21 protein-coding genes are annotated in these 21,817 nt (G+C 62.9%); 13 read left to right on the top strand and 8 right to left on the bottom strand.

Annotated features, from left to right (window positions below; genetic code table 11):
- The first annotated feature begins 23 nt into the window (after positions 1–23).
- The 10 genes from iolC to M653_RS0105450 all read left to right on the top strand — a co-directional run bounded on the left by iolC (position 24) and on the right by M653_RS0105450 (position 9,974).
- A complete protein-coding gene (gene iolC / locus M653_RS0105495; protein WP_027142409.1) occupies positions 24–1,958 on the top strand; it encodes a 5-dehydro-2-deoxygluconokinase in 1,935 nt (644 codons plus the stop codon).
- Between the two features lie 48 nt (positions 1,959–2,006).
- Positions 2,007–3,857: a 3D-(3,5/4)-trihydroxycyclohexane-1,2-dione acylhydrolase (decyclizing) gene (gene iolD, locus M653_RS0105490; RefSeq protein WP_027142408.1), complete on the top strand. Its 1,851-nt coding sequence runs from the start codon at positions 2,007–2,009 to the stop codon at positions 3,855–3,857.
- A 116-nt stretch (positions 3,858–3,973) separates the two neighbouring features.
- Positions 3,974–4,891: a myo-inosose-2 dehydratase gene (gene iolE / locus M653_RS0105485; protein WP_027142407.1), complete on the top strand. Its 918-nt coding sequence runs from the start codon at positions 3,974–3,976 to the stop codon at positions 4,889–4,891.
- A gap of 63 nt (positions 4,892–4,954) precedes the next feature.
- Positions 4,955–5,167 (top strand): hypothetical protein, encoded by a 213-nt coding sequence (locus tag M653_RS0105480; RefSeq protein WP_027142406.1) that lies wholly within the window; start codon positions 4,955–4,957, stop codon positions 5,165–5,167.
- A gap of 134 nt (positions 5,168–5,301) precedes the next feature.
- Positions 5,302–6,114, top strand: coding sequence for a 5-deoxy-glucuronate isomerase (gene iolB, locus M653_RS0105475; RefSeq protein ID WP_027142405.1), 813 nt, complete (start codon positions 5,302–5,304; stop codon positions 6,112–6,114).
- A 248-nt stretch (positions 6,115–6,362) separates the two neighbouring features.
- A complete protein-coding gene (locus M653_RS0105470) occupies positions 6,363–7,070 on the top strand; it encodes a DUF1045 domain-containing protein (protein ID WP_027142404.1) in 708 nt (235 codons plus the stop codon).
- Positions 7,071–7,105: 35 nt separating this feature from the next.
- Positions 7,106–8,245, top strand: a complete 1,140-nt coding sequence (locus M653_RS0105465) for an alpha-D-ribose 1-methylphosphonate 5-triphosphate diphosphatase (protein ID WP_027142403.1) — start codon at positions 7,106–7,108, stop codon at positions 8,243–8,245.
- Positions 8,242–8,871 (top strand): phosphonate metabolism protein/1,5-bisphosphokinase (PRPP-forming) PhnN, encoded by a 630-nt coding sequence (gene phnN, locus M653_RS0105460; RefSeq protein WP_027142402.1) that lies wholly within the window; start codon positions 8,242–8,244, stop codon positions 8,869–8,871. Before M653_RS0105465 ends, phnN begins: the two co-directional genes overlap by 4 nt.
- A 135-nt stretch (positions 8,872–9,006) precedes the next feature.
- Positions 9,007–9,762, top strand: a complete 756-nt coding sequence (locus tag M653_RS0105455; protein ID WP_027142401.1) for a COG4280 domain-containing protein — start codon at positions 9,007–9,009, stop codon at positions 9,760–9,762.
- Complete coding sequence (locus M653_RS0105450; RefSeq protein ID WP_027142400.1) at positions 9,759–9,974, top strand: hypothetical protein; 216 nt, start codon at positions 9,759–9,761, stop codon at positions 9,972–9,974. Before M653_RS0105455 ends, M653_RS0105450 begins: the two co-directional genes overlap by 4 nt.
- A 119-nt stretch (positions 9,975–10,093) precedes the next feature.
- Here M653_RS0105450 and M653_RS0105445 read toward each other — a convergent pair whose 3' ends face one another.
- From M653_RS0105445 to M653_RS0105435, 3 genes are all read right to left on the bottom strand, one after another.
- Positions 10,094–11,089 (bottom strand): ABC transporter permease, encoded by a 996-nt coding sequence (locus tag M653_RS0105445; RefSeq protein ID WP_027142399.1) that lies wholly within the window; start codon positions 11,087–11,089, stop codon positions 10,094–10,096.
- Positions 11,090–11,186: 97 nt separating this feature from the next.
- Positions 11,187–12,725 carry a sugar ABC transporter ATP-binding protein gene (locus tag M653_RS0105440; protein WP_027142398.1) on the bottom strand — a complete coding sequence of 513 codons (1,539 nt, stop codon included), beginning with the start codon at positions 12,723–12,725 and terminating at the stop codon, positions 11,187–11,189.
- A gap of 120 nt (positions 12,726–12,845) precedes the next feature.
- Entirely contained in the window at positions 12,846–13,808 is a 963-nt protein-coding gene (locus M653_RS0105435; protein WP_027142397.1) for a sugar-binding protein, read from the bottom strand.
- A gap of 580 nt (positions 13,809–14,388) precedes the next feature.
- Here M653_RS0105435 and M653_RS0105425 point away from each other — a divergent pair.
- Together M653_RS0105425 and M653_RS0105420 are read left to right on the top strand one after the other, a co-directional pair.
- The gene (locus M653_RS0105425) at positions 14,389–15,519 is read left to right on the top strand and encodes a LacI family DNA-binding transcriptional regulator (protein WP_027142396.1); all 1,131 of its coding nucleotides are present in this window, start codon (positions 14,389–14,391) and stop codon (positions 15,517–15,519) included.
- 92 nt (positions 15,520–15,611) lie between these two features.
- A complete protein-coding gene (locus M653_RS0105420) occupies positions 15,612–16,412 on the top strand; it encodes a class I SAM-dependent methyltransferase (RefSeq protein ID WP_027142395.1) in 801 nt (266 codons plus the stop codon).
- Between the two features lie 35 nt (positions 16,413–16,447).
- On the opposite strand, the gene M653_RS0105415 is transcribed toward M653_RS0105420, so the two are convergent.
- From M653_RS0105415 to M653_RS1000000136580, 5 genes are all read right to left on the bottom strand, one after another.
- Positions 16,448–16,933, bottom strand: a complete 486-nt coding sequence (locus tag M653_RS0105415) for an SRPBCC family protein (RefSeq protein ID WP_027142394.1) — start codon at positions 16,931–16,933, stop codon at positions 16,448–16,450.
- A gap of 2 nt (positions 16,934–16,935) precedes the next feature.
- Complete coding sequence (locus M653_RS0105410) at positions 16,936–17,247, bottom strand: metalloregulator ArsR/SmtB family transcription factor (RefSeq protein WP_027142393.1); 312 nt, start codon at positions 17,245–17,247, stop codon at positions 16,936–16,938.
- A gap of 158 nt (positions 17,248–17,405) precedes the next feature.
- Positions 17,406–18,167 carry an SDR family NAD(P)-dependent oxidoreductase gene (locus M653_RS0105405; protein ID WP_027142392.1) on the bottom strand — a complete coding sequence of 254 codons (762 nt, stop codon included), beginning with the start codon at positions 18,165–18,167 and terminating at the stop codon, positions 17,406–17,408.
- Between the two features lie 297 nt (positions 18,168–18,464).
- Positions 18,465–20,513, bottom strand: a complete 2,049-nt coding sequence (locus M653_RS0105400) for an N-6 DNA methylase (RefSeq protein WP_027142391.1) — start codon at positions 20,511–20,513, stop codon at positions 18,465–18,467.
- Positions 20,514–20,863: 350 nt separating this feature from the next.
- Positions 20,864–21,400: a hypothetical protein gene (locus M653_RS1000000136580; protein ID WP_156938151.1), complete on the bottom strand. Its 537-nt coding sequence runs from the start codon at positions 21,398–21,400 to the stop codon at positions 20,864–20,866.
- A gap of 277 nt (positions 21,401–21,677) precedes the next feature.
- Between M653_RS1000000136580 and M653_RS01000000132105 the strand changes: the two genes are divergently transcribed.
- The coding region (locus M653_RS01000000132105) for a helix-turn-helix domain-containing protein (protein ID WP_032935043.1) at positions 21,678–21,817 on the top strand (140 nt) is incomplete at its 3' end.

Here is a 21,817-nt window from a genome sequence, read left to right as displayed (position 1 = left end):
GACAAGACCGACGGGAGGTTCCAATGAGCGAAGCCGTGGACGCAAGACAGGCGCCGCTCGACGTCATCACCATCGGCCGCGCGTCCGTCGACCTCTATGGCCAGCAGATCGGCTCGCGGCTTGAGGACATCACCTCTTTCGCCAAGTCGGTCGGCGGCTGCCCGGCCAACATCTCGGTCGGCACGGCGCGGCTCGGCCTGCGCTCGGCACTGCTGACGCGTGTCGGCGACGAGCAGATGGGCCGCTTCATCCGCGAACAGCTGAAGCGCGAAGGCGTCAATGTCGACGGGCTGAAGACCGACAAGGAGCGGCTGACCGCGCTGGTGCTGCTTTCGGTCGAGAGCGAAGGCGTTTCGCCGATGATCTTCTACCGTTCGGACTGCGCCGACATGGCGCTGGCCGAAGAGGACATCGACGAGGCGTTTATTTCCTCGGCCCGCGCGATCGTCGTCACCGGAACGCACTTTTCCCGTCCCAACAGCGACGCCGCCCAGCGCAAGGCCATCCGCATCATGAAGGCCAGGGGCGGCAAGGTGGTCTTCGACATCGACTACCGGCCGAACCTGTGGGGTCTCGCCGGCCACGCCGAGGGCTTTGAGCGTTATGTCAAATCGGACCGGGTCTCGGCCCAGTTGAAGACGGTGCTGCCTGATTGCGACCTCATCGTCGGCACCGAGGAAGAGATCATGATCGCGTCCGGCGCCGACGACTGCCTGAGCGCGCTGAAGGCGATCCGCGCCCTGTCCTCGGCCACCATCGTCCTGAAGCGCGGCGCCATGGGCTGCATCGTCTATGACGGGCCGATCAGCGACGATCTCGAGGACGGCATCGTCGGCGAGGGTTTCCCGATCGAGATCTACAACGTGCTGGGCGCCGGTGACGCCTTCATGTCGGGCTTGCTGCGTGGCTGGCTCGGCGGCGAAAGCCTTGCCACGGCGGCGACCTGGGCCAATGCCTGCGGCGCCTTCGCCGTGTCGCGGCTGCTCTGCGCGCCGGAATATCCGACCTTCGAGGAGCTGCAGTTCTTCCTCAAGAACGGCAGCAAGCATCGCGCGCTGCGCAAGGACGAGGCGATCAACCACATCCATTGGGCGACGACACGCCGGCGCGACATCCCCTCGCTGATGGCACTCGCCTGCGATCACCGTGTGCAGCTCGAGGATGTAGCGGCCAAGACCGGCGCCGATCCGGCGCGCATACGCGACTTCAAGGTGCTGGCGGTCAAGGCAGCGGCCAAGGTCGCCGCCGGCCGCGACGGCTATGGCATGCTGATCGACGAGAAACATGGCCGCGAGGCGATGTTCGAGTTCGCCAGGCATCCCTTCGCCTGGCTTGGACGCCCGGTGGAACTGCCGGGCTCGCGGCCGCTGCGCTTCGAATTCTCGCAGGACATCGGCTCGCAGCTCACCGAATGGCCGGTCGATCACTGCATCAAGTGCCTGTGCTTCTACCATCCGGACGATCCCGCGGCCTTGAAGGAAGAACAGCAGCAGAAGCTGCGCGCGCTGTTCGAGGCCGCGCGCAAAGTCGGCCGGGAACTTCTCATCGAGATCATCGCCGGCAAGCATGGCAAGCTCGACGATACCACGATCCCGCGCGCACTTGAGGAACTCTATGCGCTCGGCATCAAGCCGGACTGGTGGAAGCTCGAACCGCAGGCGTCGAGCGGCGCCTGGGCCAGGATCGAGGCGGTGATCCTGAAGCACGATCCCTGGTGCCGAGGCATCGTCCTGCTTGGCCTGGAAGCGCCGCAGGACGAACTGGAAGTGGCGTTCGCCGCCACCGCCAAGGCGCCCATCGTGAAAGGCTTTGCCGTCGGCCGCACCATCTTCGTCCATGCCGCCGAACAATGGCTGGCCGGCAAGATGTCGGATGAGGAGGCTGTCGCCGACATGGCGTCGCGCTTCGAACAACTGACCGAAGCGTGGCTTGCCGCGCGCGGCCGCAAGGCGGCATAACAAGGCGCTGCATAAATTGGCGGCATAGGGACTGCGGAGGAAAACACCATGAGCAAGACAATCCGCCTGACGATGGCGCAGGCGCTGACCCGCTTCCTGTCCCACCAGATGACCGAGATCGACGGCAAAAAGGTGCCGATTTTTGGTGGCGTCTGGGCGATCTTCGGCCATGGCAATGTCGCCGGCATCGGCGAGGCGCTCTATCAGGTGCGCGACCAACTGCCGACCTTTCGCGCCCATAACGAACAGGCGATGGCGCATGCGGCGATCGCCTATGGCAAGGCCAATTTCCGCCGTCGCTTCATGGCCGCGACCTCGTCTATCGGCCCCGGCGCGCTGAACATGGTGACGGCGGCGGCACTCGCGCATGTAAACAGGTTGCCCGTCCTGTTTTTGCCGGGCGATGTCTTCGCCAACCGCATTCCCGACCCCGTGCTGCAGCAGGCCGAGGATTTTTCCGACGGCACGGCGACGGTCAACGACTGCTTCCGCCCGGTGTCGCGCTATTTCGACCGCATCACGCGGCCGGAACAGATCATCCCGGCGCTCAATCGCGCCATGCAGGTGCTGACCGACCCGGCCGATTGCGGCCCGGTGACGCTGTCGCTCTGCCAGGATGTACAGGCCGAGGCCTATGATTATCCCGAGAGCTTCTTTGCCGAGCGGGTCTGGCGCCAGCGGCGGCCGCGTCCGGACCGCGGCGAACTGGCGGCCGCCGTCGCGGCACTCAAGGGCGCCAGGAAGCCATTGATCATTGCCGGCGGCGGCGTTCTCTATTCGCAGGCCTCCGATGAACTGGCCAAATTCGCGCAAGGCGCGGGCATTCCGGTCTGCGAGACGCAAGGCGGCAAGTCCTCACTGCCGGACGGTCACTCGCTCAACATGGCAGCGGTTGGCGTCACCGGCACCTCGGCCGCCAACCGGCTGGCGGAAGAGGCCGATGTGGTGCTTGCCATCGGCACGCGGCTGCAGGATTTCACCACCGGCTCGTGGGCGCTGTTCAAGAATTCGGGCAAGACCATCATCGGGCTCAACGTGCAGCCTTTCGATGCCGGCAAACACCGGGCGCTGCCGCTGGTCGCCGACGCGGCGGAAGGGCTCGCCGAACTCGCCGCCGCGCTGCAAGGCTGGAAGGCGCCTGAGGCCTGGACCGATAATGCGGCCACCGGCAAGAAAGCCTGGCAGGCCGACGCGGCCAAGGTGACGGCCTCGACCAATGCCGCTTTCCCCTCCGACGCGCAGGTGATCGGCGCCGTGCAGCGCGCGATGGGCTCCGGTGTGACGCTGCTGCACGCGGCAGGCGGCCTTCCCGGCGAATTGCACAAGCTCTGGCAAGCGGGCGCGCCCGGCTCCTACCATGCCGAATACGGCTTCTCGACCATGGGCTACGAAATCGCCGGCGGGCTCGGCACCAAGATGGCCAAGCCCGACGAGGAGGTCGTGGTCATGATCGGCGACGGCTCCTATCTGATGCTGAACTCCGAGATCGCCACCTCGGTGATGCTTGGCCTCAAGCTCACCATCGTGCTGCTCGACAACAGGGGTTTTGGCTGCATCAACCGGCTGCAGATGGCGACCGGCGGCGCGAACTTCAACAATCTCCTGAAGGACTCGCGCCACGATATCTTGCCCGACATCGACTTCGCCGCGCACGCGGCGAGCATGGGGGCGATCGCCGAGAAGGTGCCGTCCATCGCCGAGCTGGAAAACGCGCTGCAGAAGGCCAGGAAGAACGACCGCACCACCGTGCTGGTCATCGACACCGATCCGCTGGTGTCCACCGATGCCGGCGGTCACTGGTGGGACGTGGCGGTGCCGGAAGTGTCCGCCCGCAGCCAGGTGAACGCGGCGCGCAAGGCCTATGATGAGAAACGGCGGATGCAGACCATCGGCGATTGATGTCGGCGCCGAGGTTCCTCCCTTCTCCCCGTTTACAGGGAGAAGGTACCGGCAGGCGGATGAGGGGCGCCGCCAACGGACAAGAAATGAACTGTTTTTAGCACCGGAGTGACGACTTGAAAGCCAAACTGGGCATGTCCCCCATTGCATGGTGGAACGACGATCTTGCCGAACTCAGCGATGACGTGTCGCTGGAGGAATGCCTGCGCCAGTCGCGCTCGGCCGGCTTCACCGGCATGGAAATGGGCCGCCGCTTCCCTAACGACCCAAAGGTGATGCTGCCGATCCTGAAGGCCGCCGACGTGACGCTCTGCGGCGGCTGGTTCTCGGGCACGCTGGTCGACGAGGAGATGGCTGCCAACAAGGACCGCATCCAGCCGATGATCGACCTGTTCAAGGCGGTCGACGCGCCTTGCATCGTCTATGGCGAGGTAGGCCGCTCGATCCAGGGCGATCGCTCCAAGCCGCTCGCCACCAAGCCGACGCTCACCAGTGATGAGATGAAAGCCTACGCGCAGCGCCTGACGGAATTCGGAGAATGGTGTGCCGAGCAAGGCATGCCGCTTTCCTATCACCATCACATGGCGGCCGTGGTCGAGACCGAGCCGGAGCTCGATGCCTTCATGCGCCATTCCGGCGAAGGCATCCCGCTGCTGCTCGATGCCGGACACCTCGCGTTTACCGGCGGCGACGTGCTGCGCGCCATCGACAACCATCACAAGCGCATCAGCCATGTCCATGTGAAGGACGTGCGCATGGATGTGATCGACAAGCTCGACCGTACGAAGCAGTCCTTCCTCGACGCCGTGGCGCTCGGCGCCTTCACCGTGCCGGGCGACGGTTCGCTCGATTTTGGCGCCATCGTGCAGCGCTTCGCGGACCATGGCTATGAAGGCTGGTTCGTGGTCGAGGCCGAGCAGGATCCCAGGAAGAACCCGCCGCTCAAGATGGCTGAGGTCGGCTACAAGGAGCTGATGCGGGTGATGACGGATGCCGGCTACACCGTCGAGACACAAGGCTTTCCGAGTGCGTGAAGGCTGGATTCGCCGTGCCGCGCGGTCTATCTGAGGACAGATTGCTGAGTTACGGATGGCGCGATGAAAGATTATGAACACCCGTTCTTCCGCCCGCTTTGGCGGCGCGTCGCCGTCGTCGCGGTCTGCCTGATCTGGTCGGTGATCGAATTCGCTTCCGGCACGCCGTTCTGGGGTGTGATCGCGCTCGGTTTCGCCGGCTACGGCGCCTGGCAGTTTTTTTATCTCTACAAGCCGGCTGAAGAAAAAGAGGCCGAGCCCGAACCGAAAGAGTGACTGGTCGCGTAGGCGATTAGCTTGCAGCGCCTCGGCCAATCTGAGGCGTCTGCGATGATCCTTTTGAGCAACCGGTGAAATCGTCGGCCTGGACAAGCTGCAACCCGTCAAGCCACTGGAACAGGAGAGACAAAATGTCCAAACTGCTCGTCAAAGCCGACAAGGGCCATGGCCGCGTCGCGCATGTGACGCCGAAAAGCGCCGGCTGGACTTATGTCGGTTTCGACCTGCATCGGCTGAAACCAGGCGAAAGCGCCTCGGGAAAGACGGACGACCGTGAGGTCTGCCTGGTGTTCGTGACCGGCAAGGGTACCGCGACAGCCGCCGGCAAGGATCTCGGCCTGCTCGGCGAGCGCATGTCGCCTTTCGAGGGCAAGCCGTGGTCCGTCTACGTGCCGCAAGGATCGGACTGGTCGGTGACGGCCGATACCGAGCTGGAACTTGGCGTGTGCTCGGCGCCCGGCCTTGGCGGCGGCCTGCCGGTCCGGGTGATCGGACCGGACGATCTCGGCCAGGAGGTGCGGGGCAAGGGCACCAACACGCGTTATGTCACCAACATACTGCCGGAAGGCCAGGCCGCCGACTCATTGCTGGTGGTCGAGGTCATCACGCCCGGCGGCCACACGTCGAGCTACCCGCCGCACAAGCATGACCAGGACAACCTGCCCGCTGAATCCTATCTCGAGGAGACCTACTACCATCGCCTCAACCCGCCGCAGGGCTTTGCCTTCCAGCGCGTCTATACCGACGCCGACAAGGATGGCCGGCGCGCGCTGGACGAAGCCATGGCGATCGAGGACGGCGACGTGGTGCTGGTGCCCAAGGGCTATCACCCCTGCGCCGCCTGCCACGGCTATGACCTCTACTATCTCAATGTGATGGCCGGGCCGAAGCGGACGTGGAAATTCCACAATGCGCCCGAGCACGAATGGTTGATGAAGGCCTGACCGTCCTGCGATTCCGGCTGAACCTATTGGTCCAGCTTGGAAAAATCGTCGGCTAACGACCCTGAGGGTCGATTTGCCTTCGAAACCCCTCAAGGCTTCGTCAATCCGTCATGGAAATCACCTATGGCAACGGTTCTAGTACACGTCGCCCAAAAGTGCGTAGCGGTTTTGGGATGATGATATGAACCAATGAAGACTTAAAGCGCGTCGCACCCTTCAAACGCGGCGCGCTTTAACGAGGACTTCCCATGCGTTATGCCATTTATTTCACTCCCCGGCAGGACGAGCCGCTGGCGCGAATCGCCGCCAACTGGCTGGGCCGCGACCCGTTTGGTGCCGCGACCAGGCCTGTTGAGGCCGTTGCCGAGCTGTTGGCGGCGGAAGTGGCCTTCCACACCGCTTCGGCGCGCCGCTATGGTTTCCACGCCACGCTGAAAGCGCCTTTCCACCTGGCTGCCACAGAGACCGAGGCTTCGCTGCGCGCGGCGCTCGACCGTTTTGCCGAAGCAACGCCTGTCGTGACGGTCCCGCGCCTTGTCGTCAGCCAGATCGACGGCTTCTTCGCGCTTGTGCCAGATGGTCCGCTGCCTCCGCTCAACCGCTTCGCCGACGACGTCGTGCGCGATTTCGACCGGTTTCGCGCTCCGTTGAGCGAGGCCGAGATCGAGCGGCGCAGTCCGGATTCGCTGAAGCCGGCCGAGTTTCGCAATCTCTGCCAATGGGGTTACCCCTATGTCTTCGACACCTTCCGCTTCCACATGACCCTGTCCGGCCGGGCCGGACCGCAGGAAAGCCCTCGCCTGCGCGCGGCGATCGATAGCCTTTTCGCCGATGTGTTGCGCCAGCCCGTGCTGGTGGATGCGCTGACGTTGTTTGTCGAACCCGAACCCGGTGCGCCGTTCATGGCGCTTTCCCAGCACGCGCTCGGACGGCGCCCGGCCCGGAAAATCGCCTGAACGAACCCGACTGCAAGAACCAAGGACTACCCGCAATGACCGTCGAAACTGTTCTTTCCAACGCCCGCATCGTTCTTGCCGACGAGATCGTCGAAGGTTCGCTGGTGCTGCGCGACGGCTTTATCGCCGGCATCGATGCTGGCACTGGCCGCATCGGCGAGGACATGGGCGGCGACTATATCATTCCAGGGCTGGTCGAACTCCACACCGATCATCTCGAAGGCCATTACGCGCCGCGCCCGAAAGTGCGCTGGAACCCGATCGCGGCGGTGCTTGCCCATGACGCGCAGGTCGCGACCGCCGGCATTACCACCGTGCTCGACGCGCTCCGCGTCGGCATGGACGAAGACGCCGACCTGACATTGGACGACATCCGCAGGCTGGCCGATGCGATCGAGGACAGCGTTGGGCAAGATCGTCTGCGGGCCGATCACTTCCTGCATCTTCGCTGCGAGGTTTCAGCGCCGGATTGCCTCAACGCATTCGCCAATTTCGACGGCGACGAGCGGGTCAGGCTGGCATCGCTGATGGACCATGCGCCGGGCCAGCGCCAGTTCGTCAATCTGGAAACCTATGCCTACTACTACCAGCGCAAGCTGAAACTCTCGGATCGCGACTTCCAGAAATTCTGCGAGAAGCGGATGGACGAATCGGCACGCAACTCCGGACCGAACCGCGTCTTCATCGCCGCCGCCTGCCAGGAGCGCGGCATCGTGCTCGCCAGCCACGACGACGCCACGTCGGCCCATGTCGACGAGGCCATCGAGCAGGGCGTGCGGGTGGCCGAGTTCCCGACCACCGAGGAAGCGGCGCGGGCCTCGAAGGCCGCCGGGCTCGGCGTGCTGATGGGCGCGCCCAACGTCATGCGCGGCGCCTCGCATTCGGGCAATGTCTCGGCCCGTACCTTGGCCAGCGACGGCCTGCTCGACATCCTGTCCTCCGATTATATCCCCTTCAGCCTGATCCAGTCGGCCTTCTTCCTCGGTGACATGGTCGAAGGCATTTCGCTGCCGCAGGCCGTCGCCATGGTTTCGAAGAACCCGGCGCAGGCCGTCGGCCTTGACGACCGCGGCGTCATCGAGCAGGGACGCCGCGCCGATCTGGTGCGCGTGCGCGTCGACGATCATGTTCCGGTCGTACGCACCGTCTGGCGGCAAGGGCGCCGGGTGGCATGATGGTCTCGGCCTCGATCGAGCGCGAACTGTCCGCCGAAGCCTTTCCGATCCGTCACGGCGTCTTTGTCGCTGTCGTGGGCCCAAGCGGTGCCGGCAAGGACACGGTGATCGGCTATGCCAAGGCGCTTTTCGCCGACGAGACGCAGCTGGAGTTCGTGCGCCGCGTCATCACCAGGCCGAGCGATGCGGCGAGCGAGGATCACGACACGCTGGCCGACGCCGCCTTCGCCGAGGCCGATGCCGATGGCGCCTTCGCCATCTCCTGGGAAGCGCATGGCCTGCGCTATGGCCTGCCTGCCGACGTCGACTGGTCCGTCTCCAATGGCCACGTCGCCGTGGCCAACGTGTCGCGCGCGATCATCCCCACCTTGCGCGAACGCTATGCCAATCTGGCGATCGTCGAGATCACCGCTTCGCCCGAGGTGCTGGCGGAGCGGTTGGCGATGCGCGGCCGCGAGTCGCGCGGCGAGGTGCTGGCGCGGCTGGCGCGCAGCGCCAATGTGACCTTGTCCGGCCCTGGCGTCACGTCGATCGACAATAGCGGCCCGCGGGAGGTGGCCGGCGAGCGCTTCGCCGAGCTGCTGCGCAAGGCAATGGCCTTTTCCGACATGTCGGGCCTGATCTGATCGAGGCCAGCTTCACCCGTCTGCTTGCGCTGCCGCCGGGACGCTTGGGGATGCTGGCCGCAGAGGGTGATTCTGGGTTACGATCCGGGAATTCGCCCCGGGGGGAATCAGGGTCGAGCCAGACAGGAAGCCTTGATGCAGGCACTGACACCCATCCTCTCGACAGTCACGGCGGCATTTCTCGCCTCCCTGGTCGAGGTCGTCGAAGCCTTCACTATCGTGCTCGCGGTCGGGGTGACACGCAGCTGGCGTCCGGCACTGACGGGCGCCGCGCTGGCGCTGGCGCTGCTGGCGGCTCTGGTGCTGGCGTTCGGGCCGCTGCTGGCGCTGGTGCCGATCACGACGCTGCAGTTCGCCGTCGGGGTGCTGCTGATCCTGTTCGGTATGCGCTGGCTGCGAAAGGCCATCCTGCGCAGCGTCGGCGTCATCGCCCTGCATGACGAAGAGGCGGCCTTCGCCAAGGAAACCGCGGCGCTGCACCGGCAGGCCGCCGACCGGCGCGCCGACTACCTCGCCGGACTGGCCTCCTTCAAGGCGGTGCTGCTCGAGGGCGTCGAGGTGGTGTTCATCGTCATCGCCGTCGGCGCCGCGCATGGACAGACATTTTACGCCAGCATGGGCGCGCTGGCCGCTTTCATCCTGGTGATGCTTGTCGGTCTGGCGGTTCACCGGCCGCTGGCGCGCGTGCCCGAGAATGCGCTGAAATTCGTGGTCGGCCTGATGCTGACCAGCTTTGGCATCTTCTGGACCGGCGAGGGGATCGGCGCCGACTGGCCGGGCGCCGATCTTGCCGTGCTCGCCATCTTCGCCATAGTCGCGCTGGCGTCCTTCGCCATGGTGCGTTGGTTGCGCGGCACCCGTCCGACAGCAGCCGGAGGGCTCGCCCGATGAACGTCCTTCGTCTCGTCGCCAGGGAATTCTTCGGCATGTTCGTCGATGACGGCAATCTGGCGCTGCTGGCGCTGGTCCTGGTGGCCGCCGTTACCGCGGGGGTGAAGCTGCTCGCACTGCCACCGCTGCTTGGCGGTGGGCTGCTGCTGGTCGGCTGCCTTGCCATCCTTTTGCAAAGCGTTCGCCGCGCCGCGCGTGAGGGCGGTAGGTAGTTAAGTCAAAGCCGCATGGGCGGGATGACCCGACGGTGGCCATGAAGGCACGCCAGCCCTCGGCTCCCCGCAGCGCGGGTATGCTACTTCTTTCCGCAAGGACAAGCAGTTGCGGGCGCTTATTCCGCCGCGGCGCCGACCGCGCCCTTGCGGGCGGCATCGACCATCCGCCGCCGCGCCCGGAACACGCCCCATTGCTGGTCGACCAGTACGCCGATGAGGATGACGCCACCCATCACCGCGAAGTTGAGCGAGGAGGGAATGCCGAGCAGGTTGACCAGGTTCTGCAATTCCTGCAGCAGCACCGTGCCGAGGATGACGCCGATCAGCGAGCCCTCGCCGCCGCGCAGCGAGAAGCCGCCGAGCACGGCGGCCGCAATGGCGTAGAGCTCGTAGAACTGGCCATGGCTGGCCGGCGAGATCGAGCGCGTATACATGGCGAAATAGATCGCCGACAGCGCCGTCAGCACGCCGCAGATGACGTAAGCCGCCATGACGACGCGCCCGGTGCGAATGCCGGAATATTTCGCCGCCTCCTCGTTCTTGCCGATGGCGTAGAGATAGCGCCCGAACACCGAGCGGTGCAGCACCACCCACATGACGATGGCGATGACGATCAGCGCGAAGAAGGAGTTCGGCACGCCCCAGGAGCGGCCAGCGGTCAGGAATTCGAGCGTTGGGAAATTCTGGCCGAAGGCGAAGCCCGCCGTGCCGTCGGCGGTGTAGAAGCGCGCGACGCCGCGATAAATCAACAGGCCGCACAAGGTGACGACGAAGGGCTGCAGCTTGAGCCGCGTGATCAGCCAGCCATGCGCCAGCCCGATGATGGCGCCGAGCACCAGGATCAGCACGATGGCGATCGGCCATCCCATGCCGCGCACGGCGATGAAGTCGATGAACAGCGTCCCTAGCAACGCGACGACGGAGCCGACGGACAGCTCGATGCCGCCGGTGATGATGACGAAGGCCTGCCCTATCGACAGGATACCAAACAGACCGATGAGGTTCGAGGTGTTGGCGAGATTGATCGGCAGGAGGAAGCGCGGATTGATGATGGCAACGATCGCCCCGACCACCAGGATCAGGATCAGCAGGCCGAGATCTTTCTTTGTCATCGTCGTCTCCGCTTAGCTAAAGCGCGTCGCGCGCTTCAGCTCTTTGTTTATGTATGCCGTTGCCGCAAAACCGAGGGTCATTTTTGCGCGGCATGCACTAGTTTGCCGGCTTGCCCACCGCCAGCAAAAGCACGTTTTCCTGGCTGAACTGATCCTTGTCGAGAATGCCCGAGATCTGGCCCTCATGCATGACGGCGATGCGATCGGAGACGCCGATCACCTCTTCCATGTCGCTGGAGATCATCAGCACGGCGACGCCGGCGTCCGCCAGCGCCCGCATCAGCCCGTAAATCTCGGCCTTGGCGCCGATGTCGATGCCGCGCGTCGGCTCGTCGAGGATCATCACCTTCGGGTTCATGGCGAGCCATTTGCCGAGCACGACTTTTTGCTGGTTGCCGCCCGACAGCGTGCCGGTGCGCGTCTGCACCGAAGGCGCCTTGATGCCGAGATTCTTCTTTTGCTTCTCGGCGGTAGCGACTTCCGCGCTGTTGGAGACCAGCGAGCGCCTGGCATGCGCCGGCAAATTGGGGAGTGAAATATTCTGGGCGATCGACAGGTCGAGCAGGATGCCGGTTAGCTTGCGGTCTTCCGGCACCAGGAAAATGCCTTGCGCGACGGCATCGGCGGCACTCGCCAGCGCCAGCGGCTTGCCGTTGAGCTCCAGCGTGCCGCCAAGGCTGGCTTCGATGCCGAAGAACACCCGCGCAAGTTCGGTGCGGCCGGAGCCGACGAGGCCGGCGAGACCAAGGATTTCGCCGCGCCTGACGTCGAGATCGACCGGCCGGCTGGGATAGGTGGGGGTGCGGACGGCCTTGGCCGAGAGCGCCACGGCGCCCGGCGCCCGCCCCGCCTCGGAGGCCTTTTCACGTTCCTTCAGCATCCGGCCGATCATCAGCTTGACCATCTGGTCGTGGTTGATGTCGCGCTTGCCTAGCGTGCCGGCCAGCATGCCGTCGCGCAGCACGACGACCCGGTCGGCGACGCGCTCGATCTCGTGCAGGCGGTGCGAGATGAAGATGACGCTGATGCCGTCGGCCTTCAGCGCCTTGATGACGTCGAGCAGCTTGTCGGTCTCGGCGAGCGGCAGGCTCGATGTCGGCTCGTCGAGGATCACCAGCCTGGCCTTGATCGACAGCGCCTTGGCGATCTCGACCATCTGCTGCTGCGCCAGCGACAGGTCCGCGACCTGTGTGTCGGCGGAGAAATTGGCGCCGACGCGCTTCAGCAGCGGCGCCACCATTTCGCGCAGTTTCGCGCGGTCGACCAGCCTCAGCGGACCGGCGCGCAGCGGTTCGCGGCCGAAGAAGATGTTGGCGGCGACATCGAGGTTTTCGAACAGGTTGAGTTCCTGGTGGACGAAGGCGATGCCGGAACCAAGGCTGCCTTCGACCGTCAGGTCCTTATGGGCGGTGCCGTCGACGGTGATGGTGCCGGTATCCGGCGTGGTGACGCCGCCGAGGATCTTCATCAGCGTCGACTTGCCCGCGCCGTTCTCGCCGACCAGGCCGATGACCTCGCCCGGCCTGACCTCCATGGAAAACCCGTCGAGCGCCACCACGCCCGGATAGGTCTTGCGCACGTTCTCCAGGCTGAGGAACGGAGTGGTCGCCGCGATGGATGTGTCGGAATAATTCATCATGCCTGACAGCAGCCGGTGGGCCAAAACGGCCCGATCTGCAGACTGACGATCCCGGCAGGGTTCGTCAATGCGAACAGCCGGCTCAAGCGAGTTGAGCCGGCTGAACTCGGTGTAGTCTTAGTTTCCAGACATCGCCTTGAGATTGGCGGCATAGGCGTCGACATCATCCTTGCCGATGATCTTGGTCGGGATGATGATCAGATTGCCGGCCGGGATGCCCGACTTGTCGCCCTTGAGATAGGCGGCCATCAGCTTCATGCCCTGATAGGCCCATTCGAAGGGCTGCTGCACGACGGTGGCGGCAATGGTGCCTTCCTTGACGCCGCCCAGCGTGATCGGATCGTCATCGAAGCCGACGACGGTGATCGAGCCGAGCTTGCCGGCATCGCGCAGCGCCTCATAGATGCGCGGCGTGTTGTAGGAGTAGAAGCCGACCATGCAGGTGACGTCGGGGCTGGCGACAAGCGCGTCCTCGACATTCTTCTTGGCACGCGCCTGGTCGATGTCGTCGCCGCGCACGTCGACGAGCTCGATCTTGGTGCCGGCGAGGCCGTCCTTCATGCCCTGGATGCGTTCCTTGGCATTGTCGGCGCCGAGCAGGCCGACGAAGCCCAGGCACTTGCCGCCGTTCGGCATCGCCTTTTTGGCGATTTCGGCCGCCTGCTTGCCGGCGTCGACATTGGACGAGCCGATATAGGCGACGCGCTTGGTCTGCGGAGCGTCGCTGTCGGTGGTGAACAGCGCCGTTTGCGAGGCGATCTTGTTCAGGCCATCGGTCGAGGTCTTGGGATCGACGGCCGAGACCATGATGCCCTTGACGCCGGCGGTCACCAGATCGTCCATCAGCCGCTGCTGGATGGCGACCGAGGACTGTTCGGGATATTTGAGTTCAAGCGTGTAGTCGGGCAGTTCGCCCTGCGCCTTCTTGACGCCGGCTTCGGCCGCTTTCCAGAAATCGGAAGCGCCGTTGACGACGAAGGCCAGCGTCGGCTTGTCGTCGGCGCGCGCGATAGCCGTCGCCGTCAGGCCGACAACCAGGGCCGCGGCGGCCACGGATGCATTGCGTATCAAGGATTTCATGTTCAACCTCCCGTTTTGGTCAGTCGCAGGACTGACCGGACTAGCTCACTGGAATGTCTTGCTCACTGGAATGTCTTGCACACTGGAATTGCCGTTTGCGGCTTGGACGCCCCTCCTCCCCAAGGGTTCCCGGCACTGAAAAGACTGGCGTCGGTCCCAGCCACGGCCACGGACTTTAGACAACCATTCTTCATTCGTAAATAGTCCGATTTGTCTGACATATCACATATGCGAGACAAAGTTAGCGGAGGCAAATACCGCTCGCCATCGGGCCATTCACAGACGCTCCCACCACACCTGGACCCGACCGGGCCGGATGCGATGGATTGACGGTACAGCGCATCCTTGTATTAGTAAACACTATTAGCAAGGACCGATTTGCCGAAGCGTCGATTCCTTGATCGCACGGAGCCGAAGCCGCACGATCTTCGGATTTGCAAGGCTTGAGCTTGCAGACGGGATGGGCCGCGAGGATGATAATAGTTATTAGTTTGGCCGATGTCCCCTTGGACTGGAAGCATCACGTCATCTTGTCGGCCCGGCGGGCCGCGGCTGGACAGGCCGGGGATTTGGGGGCGGCATGAGCGAGACGATGGACCGGACCATTGGGAGGCGCCGCAAGGCGGCGGCAAAGCCCAAGGGCCGCGTCACCATGACCGACATTGCGCGCGCCGCCGGCTGCTCGCAGGCGACGGTCTCCTTCGTGCTCAACAATTCGCCGGGCATTCGCCTGTCGCAGCAGACCCGCGAGCGGGTGATCGAGGCGGCGCGGGCGCTCGGCTACAGCGCCCCCGCCTTCTCGGCGCTGAAGCAGCCGGTTGCAGCTTTCGAGGGCGCCGCCTTTGATGGACCCGCCTTCGATGGGCTCGACGGCGTGATCGGCTTTGCCGTCGACCAGCTCGCCACCAGCCCGGAGGCGGTCGTGGCCATCGAGGGCGCGCGGCAGGCCTCGTGGAATGCCGGCAACGTGCTTTTGGTGGCGCAGACCATGGGCGACGCCGTGATGGAGCCGCGCGCTATTTCAGCGCTGACCAGGCGGGGCATTTCGGCGCTGATCTACATGACCATCTTCACCCGCGAGATCACGGCGCCGGACTTCCTCTACGGCCTCGACATCCCGGTCATCCTGCTCAACTGCTACACGTCGGACTATGCCTTCCCGGCCGTGGTGCCTTCCGAGATCGCCGGCGGCCAGAGCTCGACGCGGCACCTGATCAGTCGCGGCCACCGCCGCATCGCCACCATCACGGGCGAACCCTGGATGCAGGCGGCGCAGGACCGCCTGAAAGGCTACCGCCGCGCGCTCGCCACCGCCGACATCCCGTTCGACCCGGAGCTGGTGGTCGAGGGCGACTGGTCGGCCAGCGCCGGCTACGCCGCGACGGTGAAGCTGCTGACCCTGAAGGAGCGCCCGACCGCCATCTTCTGCCAGAACGACCGCACCGCGATCGGCTGCTACGAAGCGCTGAAGGAAGCCGGCCTGCACATTCCCGCCGACATTTCGGTCGTCGGCTACGACGACGAGGAAATCGCCAGGCATTTGTTCCCGCCGCTGACCACCTCGATCCTGCCGCATATGGCCATGGGCCAATGGGCGATCGAGCAGCTGGAAGCGCCGGCGCAGGTGGGCAGGGGGCGCTATCCCATCACCAAGCTGGAATGCCCGCTGGTGGAGCGGGAGAGCGTGGCGACGTTCAAGGGCGCCACATAACGCCGGCCTTTTCTCCGTTCCTCCGTGCTCCACGCGTCTTGGCTTCATCCTGATTGCAGTCTAGCCTGCGCCCACGGCTAGGAGAGGGGCATATGACATCGAGTTTCACCGTTCATGACGCATCCGGCTATGAGCAGCTCATGGGTCGCTGGAGCCGAAAGCTCGCGCCCGGCTTCATCGGCTTCGCCGGGCTTGCCCCCGGCGAACAGATCCTCGACGTCGGCTGCGGAACCGGCAGCCTGACCTTCGAGCTGGCGAAATCCGCCGAGCTCGCGGCGATCACGGCGATCGACTTTTCGCCTGTTTTCGTCGAGGCGGCAAAGCGGCACAACACCGATCCGCGCATCGAAATCAAGCAGGCGGACGCCACCGCCTTGCCGTTCGCCGACAATGCGTTCGACCGCGCGCTGGCGCTGCTGGTGCTTCACTTCGTGCCGGAAGCCGGCAAGGCGGTTGCCGAGATGCGCCGGGTAACGCGGCCGGGCGGCGTGGTCGCGGCGGTGGTGTGGGACCATCTCGGCGGCATGGCGGGCATGCGCATGATGATCGACACGGTGGCCGCGCTCAGCGAAGGCGGCCGCCAGCTGCGCAGCCGCTATTGCTTCCAGCCGATGATGCAGCCCGGCGAAATGAAGCGGACCTTCATCGAGCAGGGGCTGGCCGACGTGACGGAAACCGAACTGATGATCCGCATGGATTACCAGGACTTCGCCGACTATTGGGCGCCGATATCAGCCGGCGAGGGCCCGCTCGGCAAATACATGACCACGCTGGAGGCAGCCGAGCGCGAGCGTACCGAGGCTGCCGTCCGCGATGCCTATCAGGCCGGGCGGCCGGACGGGCCGAGGTCGTTCGCCAATGTGGCCTGGGCGTGCAGGGGCGTTGTGCCCTGACCGCCCCTGCGGCGAAGCGCCTATAAAAGCCGCGGTCAGGCCTGCCGGGCGACCAGCTCGGCATAGCGCTGCAGGTAGAGCGGCCAGCCCTGATCGCCGGCGACGCCGTCGCGCACACCTTCCCAGCCCTTGCCATGGCGCTCCAGGTTGCGGTGCTCGATCTCGACGCGGGTGCGCTGCGCCGTTTCGGCGGTGAACCGCACCTCCCACTCGCTGGTTTTGGCCGGGTCGGTCTCGATGCGCCATTGCGGGCTGATGTCCCAGCTCAGGAGCACGCGGTTGGGCGGCTCATAGGCCAGCACGCGCGCCCAGCGGCACTCGCTGCCATCGACGCCGCGGTCATAGACGTGGCCGCCGACGCGAGGCTCGAACACCGTTTCGGCGATCTGGGCTGCAAGCAGATTGTGCTCCGGTGGTTTGAAACTGCCGAAATCCTCGGTGAAAACCTTGAAGGCGCGCGCGATCGGCGCCTCGACCACCACGGATTGTTTTACCGACGCGATGGGGATCTGGGTGTTCATGGTCACTCCTCTGGTGGGGCCTCGACGGCCAGCTTGTAGGCCGCGAGCGTCTTGCTCCAGAACCGGTCGAGCCAGGCGCGCATCTGGCCAAGCCCGTGCGGATCGATGTGGTAGACGTTGCTGGCGCCCTTCGGCTCCGCGCGCACCAGCCGCGAGTCCCGAAGCACCTTGAGATGCTGCGACACCGCGGACTGCGACACGCTGACCTGCCGCGTGACCTCCGCCACCGTGCGCGGGCGCTCCGCGATCAGCTCGAAAATCTGCCTTCGGGTCGGATCCCCCAGGGCGGCAAGCTGTGCGCTATCAACAGTCATGACTTATGATTAGTGCAGACTGATGATTGAGTCAAGCTGTATTGTGGCGGGCCCTGTTTGGCAGCGCGGAAATGCCTCCCAAGAGAGATCACGGTTCAGCCCGGGTGGAAGGAATTACGAAGGACGAAATCCGCGCAGGCATAAGGCTGTCCGCGCGCTTATCCCTTGCGTTCTTCAAGGCTGTTGCCGCCGTCGACCACCAGCAAGGCGCCGTTGATATAGCTGGCGCTCTCGGAGGCCAGGAACACGACCGCCGCCGCGACCTCATCGGGCCGGCCGGCGCGGCCCGGCGGTGCATGCAGGGTCGCTATCCGCTCCGCCTCGCTCGACGCGCCTGTCTCGATCCAGCCAGGCGCCACGGCATTGGCGGTGACGCCGTGGCGCGCCACTTCCAGCGCCAATGTACGGGTCAGGCCGACCATCCCGGCCTTCGCGGCGGAATAGGCGGCGGTGCCCCGGTAGGAGACCAGCGGCCCGGTCACCGATGCGACATTGACGATGCGCCCATAGCCCGCTTCGACCATCGCCGGCAGAAACGCCCTGGTGACGAGAAACGCGGTCTTCAGGCTGGTCTCGATGCCCTGGTCCCACTCGGCCTCGCTCATCGTCACGAACGCCTTGTCGACGGACGGCGAGGCCAGCGATCCCATGCCGGCATTGTTGACCAGGATATCGACAGCGCCGACCTCGGCCCGCAGCCGCTCGACCTCCGCCGCAATGGTGAGATCGGCGACCGCGGCCGTGGCATCGATGCCCTCGCCCCGAAGCTCGCCAGCGCGCTCCAGCACCCGCGCGCTGGCGCCGGTCAGGAAAACCGCATGCCCGGCCCGGCCAAATTGCCGCGCAATGGCAAACCCGATGCCGTCAAGAGCGCCAGCGCCGGTGATCAGGACGCGGCTGGGGGTGAGGGTTGTGGCCAAGTGAGGCTCCTTGGGAGGGATCTATCGCTACGGTGCCCGATAGCTCGGTGGAAGGACGCAACCGGCGACAATCGACGTAGCATATTTTGCGCTCAAGTGAGATCGGTGCGGGTTCGTTCCGTTGAAAAGCCGGCGGTGGCGCGCCAAGGGGGCGCTATTCGATTACAAAGTTGGAGTGCCCGTTCGTAGAACGGGAAAGTATTGGGCGGGTTGGGTGAGAATGTCGGCGAGTTAGATTAGGCACGAGCCTGCACCATACTCGCGTCAGTCTGCATATATACAGCGCTGACAGCTGAATTAGCCATTACCTGTGTTAGCTGAGAGCATGTCGTCGATTGCTGCAAAGACTTGCGTAGCCTCGTCCTGCGCTTTGAAAGCGTCACGCACCTTCTGCGAGAGCTTCTTTTGCTCCTCAATTGAGGGCAACGGGGATATCGGCACCTTAAGTAGCTCTGCCGGACTCTCCAATCTAGTTCGGTTCGAAACGCCTGTGATTGAACCTTCTAAGATAGCCCGCATTTTTGGCGATCGCAGTATGCGAACAAGGTATTCTGCATCAACACTTGATTCTTTTTCCGCCTTCACCCTAAAGACCAAGAACTCTTTCGAAACGACAAGGCCATCGCAATCCTCTTGAACGACTCCGATTGCGCCGCGCACAGCATCGATTCCCGAGACAAGAATATCTCCCTTCTTTATTTCGCGAAGATCCCTTGCCTCGTACTTTAAATCCTGAGGTCCTTTGGGGCGAACTCTTCCATCAGTGCTGCGCACCCAAGCGTACTCGTAAATAAGAACTTGTGCGTCAACTAACGTATCGTCGGGTATTCGCAGCACAGGATCAAGTATTGACGAGAGTAGGACCTGATCCGGCATTGCGTTAATCAGCTCGAGCATCCTGTGGTAGGCAAAATCCAGCCGCTCGCCGGGAGATGACTTGTTAAGGTGATACATCGACACCATGCCGCCCATGCTTGGAACCTGCGTGACGGCCGCCTTTAGTTTGACAGCATCTACGACGGTGCCTGCATATGCAGAGGGAGCCGCGTCGCGCCATAAACCAAACGCGTCCGCAATGGCGGGTAAATCATTCTCACTATCCACACCAGTCGAAGTGTATCCTATCGTATCAGCCTTCGCAAAGAAGATCGGTTCTCTTTGAGTAACATCGGTATCTGGTTTCCTTGTAAGGACCACGATCGACGTCTTTGCCGTAGTCCGAGCTAAGAACTCGAACGCGTTCCTCGGTAAAGATATGACCGCCTTTATAAAATAATTGTCTCTTATGAAAATACGAGCGTCCGCGTAAGCCTGAGTATTTAGAACCGCTTCATCGACAATTATCCCGGCAACACCACCTTTCCACTCCTCAGGTGCGCCAGGGTTACGGACTTTCTTTAGATAATCAAGAATTGCACTAAGAAATAGTGCTCCGCCTTTTGCGTTGCTACCTGATGGAGCGTAGGTAAGTTTGCCGGCGGCTATCGCACCTTTGACGTCTGCCAAACCAGCAGCGGCCGCATCTAGGTAACGTTGCGCATGCCGTGCTTTTTTCTTGTCGCCAATTGTCAGCGCTTCGACAAGCTTACCCTGCCACATGGCGACTCGCTGAGTGTAAATCTCCGCCTTTGCCGCCTCGAGGCATATATGAGGCACTACACGAAGCCGTTCGTTGGTCCACACATTCGCCTTGGCGGCGATTTCAGCCTCGTAACCGACAGCGCCCGGCGCGGCTTTCATCTTCCCGAGTAAGCCAGAACGAGCAAGCTCTGCTGCCACCTCGTGAAAGTTCACGTCACCCAGAGGGGGATTCGTAAGTGCTATGTCAATTTCCCCGTGCGCTCGGGCGGGCACGCGCGGTGCGAAAATGTCAGACGCAGACAGCGCAAGGCCATTTGCTGGTTTGATGTTGGATTTGCCATCCCCGTGCAAGTACATGTTCATCTTAGCGATAGTCGCCACCCAGGGATCTATGTCAGTTCCAAGCAAGCGCTGTCGGCGTATGTCATGCTCAACCTCTTCTTTAGTTTGAGATTGAGTTGCCTTGGCGGCATCTAGCATAGAGTCCATTGCATGGATTAAAAATCGGCCGGTGCCGCAGGCCGGATCTAGAACCGTGTCTGTCGGCAAAGGCGAAACCAGACGCACCGTGGCTATAACCGCAGTTTCTGGCGTGAAGAACTGCCCGATTCGGTTATCTTTTTCCGCACGGCGGGCGAGCGCCTCGAACACGGCGCCGATGAAATCTATGCCACCGGCCGACAATGGGTAGCGTTCAAAAATAGGAAGAACCGTTGACACTATAAAATCATCAGGCAATTCGATCTTTTGATATTGGTCGAACATGCCCGACACCGATACGTCCGGGTCAAAAGAAATGTCTTTCTTTACAAGATAATGTATCGTTTTATCTTTAAATTCACTATCCGCTTTGTCGGCTGGGCTGATATTGTTTTTATACTCAGTAAATCCCTTTATTGTTGCCCTGCTACCTAGGCCTCTTTTGTCCTCATATAGTGCTACGAAGAAAAGATAAATAAGAAACTTATGAGCGCGCTGGCCTGTTATCCCACGCTCACGAAGTTTATTTTCTAATACAACGATATCTTTCCGAAGGCGTTCTTGGCGAACCGCAAGTTCTCGAAGTTGGGCGAGGTCGAGTTCTTGGCGCTTATCGGACCAGTCGGGAAAAAGCTCTAATTGAAGAACTTGAGCGCTGCAAGATCAGTAGAAAATTCTCCCCATCGTTCGACTGCTCGCGAAATGCCAGATAGTGGATAGGCGGACGATGGCGCAGCGGCCCAATGATCAAGGTAACCCTGAAGTCTATTGAGAGGCAGAAAAATGATACGTCCCGCGATGCCGTCCCTGTGGCGTCGCTGGTTCTCGTTGCGAAGAAACCTAGCCATCCTAACTGAGGTGCTCAGGCCCGAATAGAGCAGGTTGGTGTCAGTTCCGGGTGTTGCTGCCAAGGCATTGTTCAAATGTTCGACAATAGACGTAAATTCGCTCTCGTCGTTACGCTTCGCGACCTCTAATAGCAGCCGGCAGGGCTTTCCACCCTGTACCCACCCGATTGTTATGTCGGCAATGGCAGTCGAAGGCGCATGCACGGCTGCGGTGCCGTGGTGCGTGACAGTGGCTCCACGCTTCGCTAGGGCCTTTTCGGCATCGGCAGCTACACGCTGTTCCAATTCAGTACGTGGATCGAGATCAGAATATACCTTGATCAATTCTCCCCCTTGGTAGGCAAGCCTAATGCGTTTAATGCTGGCTCCTTGCCTTCCTACCACTTCATTCCTGGCCGAAGCAGCTGTGCACCCGGTCTACGCATTTTTCCATCTTCGTGGCAACTGGCCAAGAACGCATCTGTGTATGCGTCAGAGCTGCGACTGGCTGCGGCTACGTAGGGATAACGTTTCTCCCCCCTGCTTGCCCTTCCCGAGAGATGGGTGACAGTTCATTGCGGATAGATGGGTTACACTTTCGGCCCTTTGCAAGGAGAGCAAGGTGCCTTGGAAGGAGTGTAACGTCATGGAAGAGCGGCTGAAGTTCATCGCCCGTCTGCTGGACGGCGAGAAGATGGCCGTGCTTTGCCGGGAGTTCGATATCTCGCGCAAGACGGGCTACAAGATCCTCACACGCTACAA

Origin of the sequence: Mesorhizobium sp. WSM3626 (assembly GCF_000513935.1) — a bacterium.
In the GTDB taxonomy this organism is placed as follows: Bacteria; Pseudomonadota; Alphaproteobacteria; order Rhizobiales; family Rhizobiaceae; genus Mesorhizobium; species Mesorhizobium salmacidum.
The sequence above is the reverse complement of the archived record's forward strand: the minus strand, read 5'-3'. Positions and strand labels throughout refer to the sequence as shown.

Coding starts and splice junctions, on each gene's coding strand:
- iolC (WP_027142409.1), top strand. CDS start 24: ATGAGCGAAGCCGTGGACGCAAGACAGGCGCCGCTCGACGTCATCACC.
- iolD (WP_027142408.1), top strand. CDS start 2,007: ATGAGCAAGACAATCCGCCTGACGATGGCGCAGGCGCTGACCCGCTTC.
- M653_RS0105480 (WP_027142406.1), top strand. CDS start 4,955: ATGAAAGATTATGAACACCCGTTCTTCCGCCCGCTTTGGCGGCGCGTC.
- iolB (WP_027142405.1), top strand. CDS start 5,302: ATGTCCAAACTGCTCGTCAAAGCCGACAAGGGCCATGGCCGCGTCGCG.
- M653_RS0105470 (WP_027142404.1), top strand. CDS start 6,363: ATGCGTTATGCCATTTATTTCACTCCCCGGCAGGACGAGCCGCTGGCG.
- M653_RS0105465 (WP_027142403.1), top strand. CDS start 7,106: ATGACCGTCGAAACTGTTCTTTCCAACGCCCGCATCGTTCTTGCCGAC.
- phnN (WP_027142402.1), top strand. CDS start 8,242: ATGATGGTCTCGGCCTCGATCGAGCGCGAACTGTCCGCCGAAGCCTTT.
- M653_RS0105455 (WP_027142401.1), top strand. CDS start 9,007: ATGCAGGCACTGACACCCATCCTCTCGACAGTCACGGCGGCATTTCTC.
- M653_RS0105450 (WP_027142400.1), top strand. CDS start 9,759: ATGAACGTCCTTCGTCTCGTCGCCAGGGAATTCTTCGGCATGTTCGTC.
- M653_RS0105445 (WP_027142399.1), bottom strand. CDS start 11,089: ATGACAAAGAAAGATCTCGGCCTGCTGATCCTGATCCTGGTGGTCGGG.
- M653_RS0105440 (WP_027142398.1), bottom strand. CDS start 12,725: ATGAATTATTCCGACACATCCATCGCGGCGACCACTCCGTTCCTCAGC.
- M653_RS0105435 (WP_027142397.1), bottom strand. CDS start 13,808: ATGAAATCCTTGATACGCAATGCATCCGTGGCCGCCGCGGCCCTGGTT.
- M653_RS0105425 (WP_027142396.1), top strand. CDS start 14,389: ATGAGCGAGACGATGGACCGGACCATTGGGAGGCGCCGCAAGGCGGCG.
- M653_RS0105420 (WP_027142395.1), top strand. CDS start 15,612: ATGACATCGAGTTTCACCGTTCATGACGCATCCGGCTATGAGCAGCTC.
- M653_RS0105415 (WP_027142394.1), bottom strand. CDS start 16,933: ATGAACACCCAGATCCCCATCGCGTCGGTAAAACAATCCGTGGTGGTC.
- M653_RS0105410 (WP_027142393.1), bottom strand. CDS start 17,247: ATGACTGTTGATAGCGCACAGCTTGCCGCCCTGGGGGATCCGACCCGA.
- M653_RS0105400 (WP_027142391.1), bottom strand. CDS start 20,513: ATGTTCGACCAATATCAAAAGATCGAATTGCCTGATGATTTTATAGTG.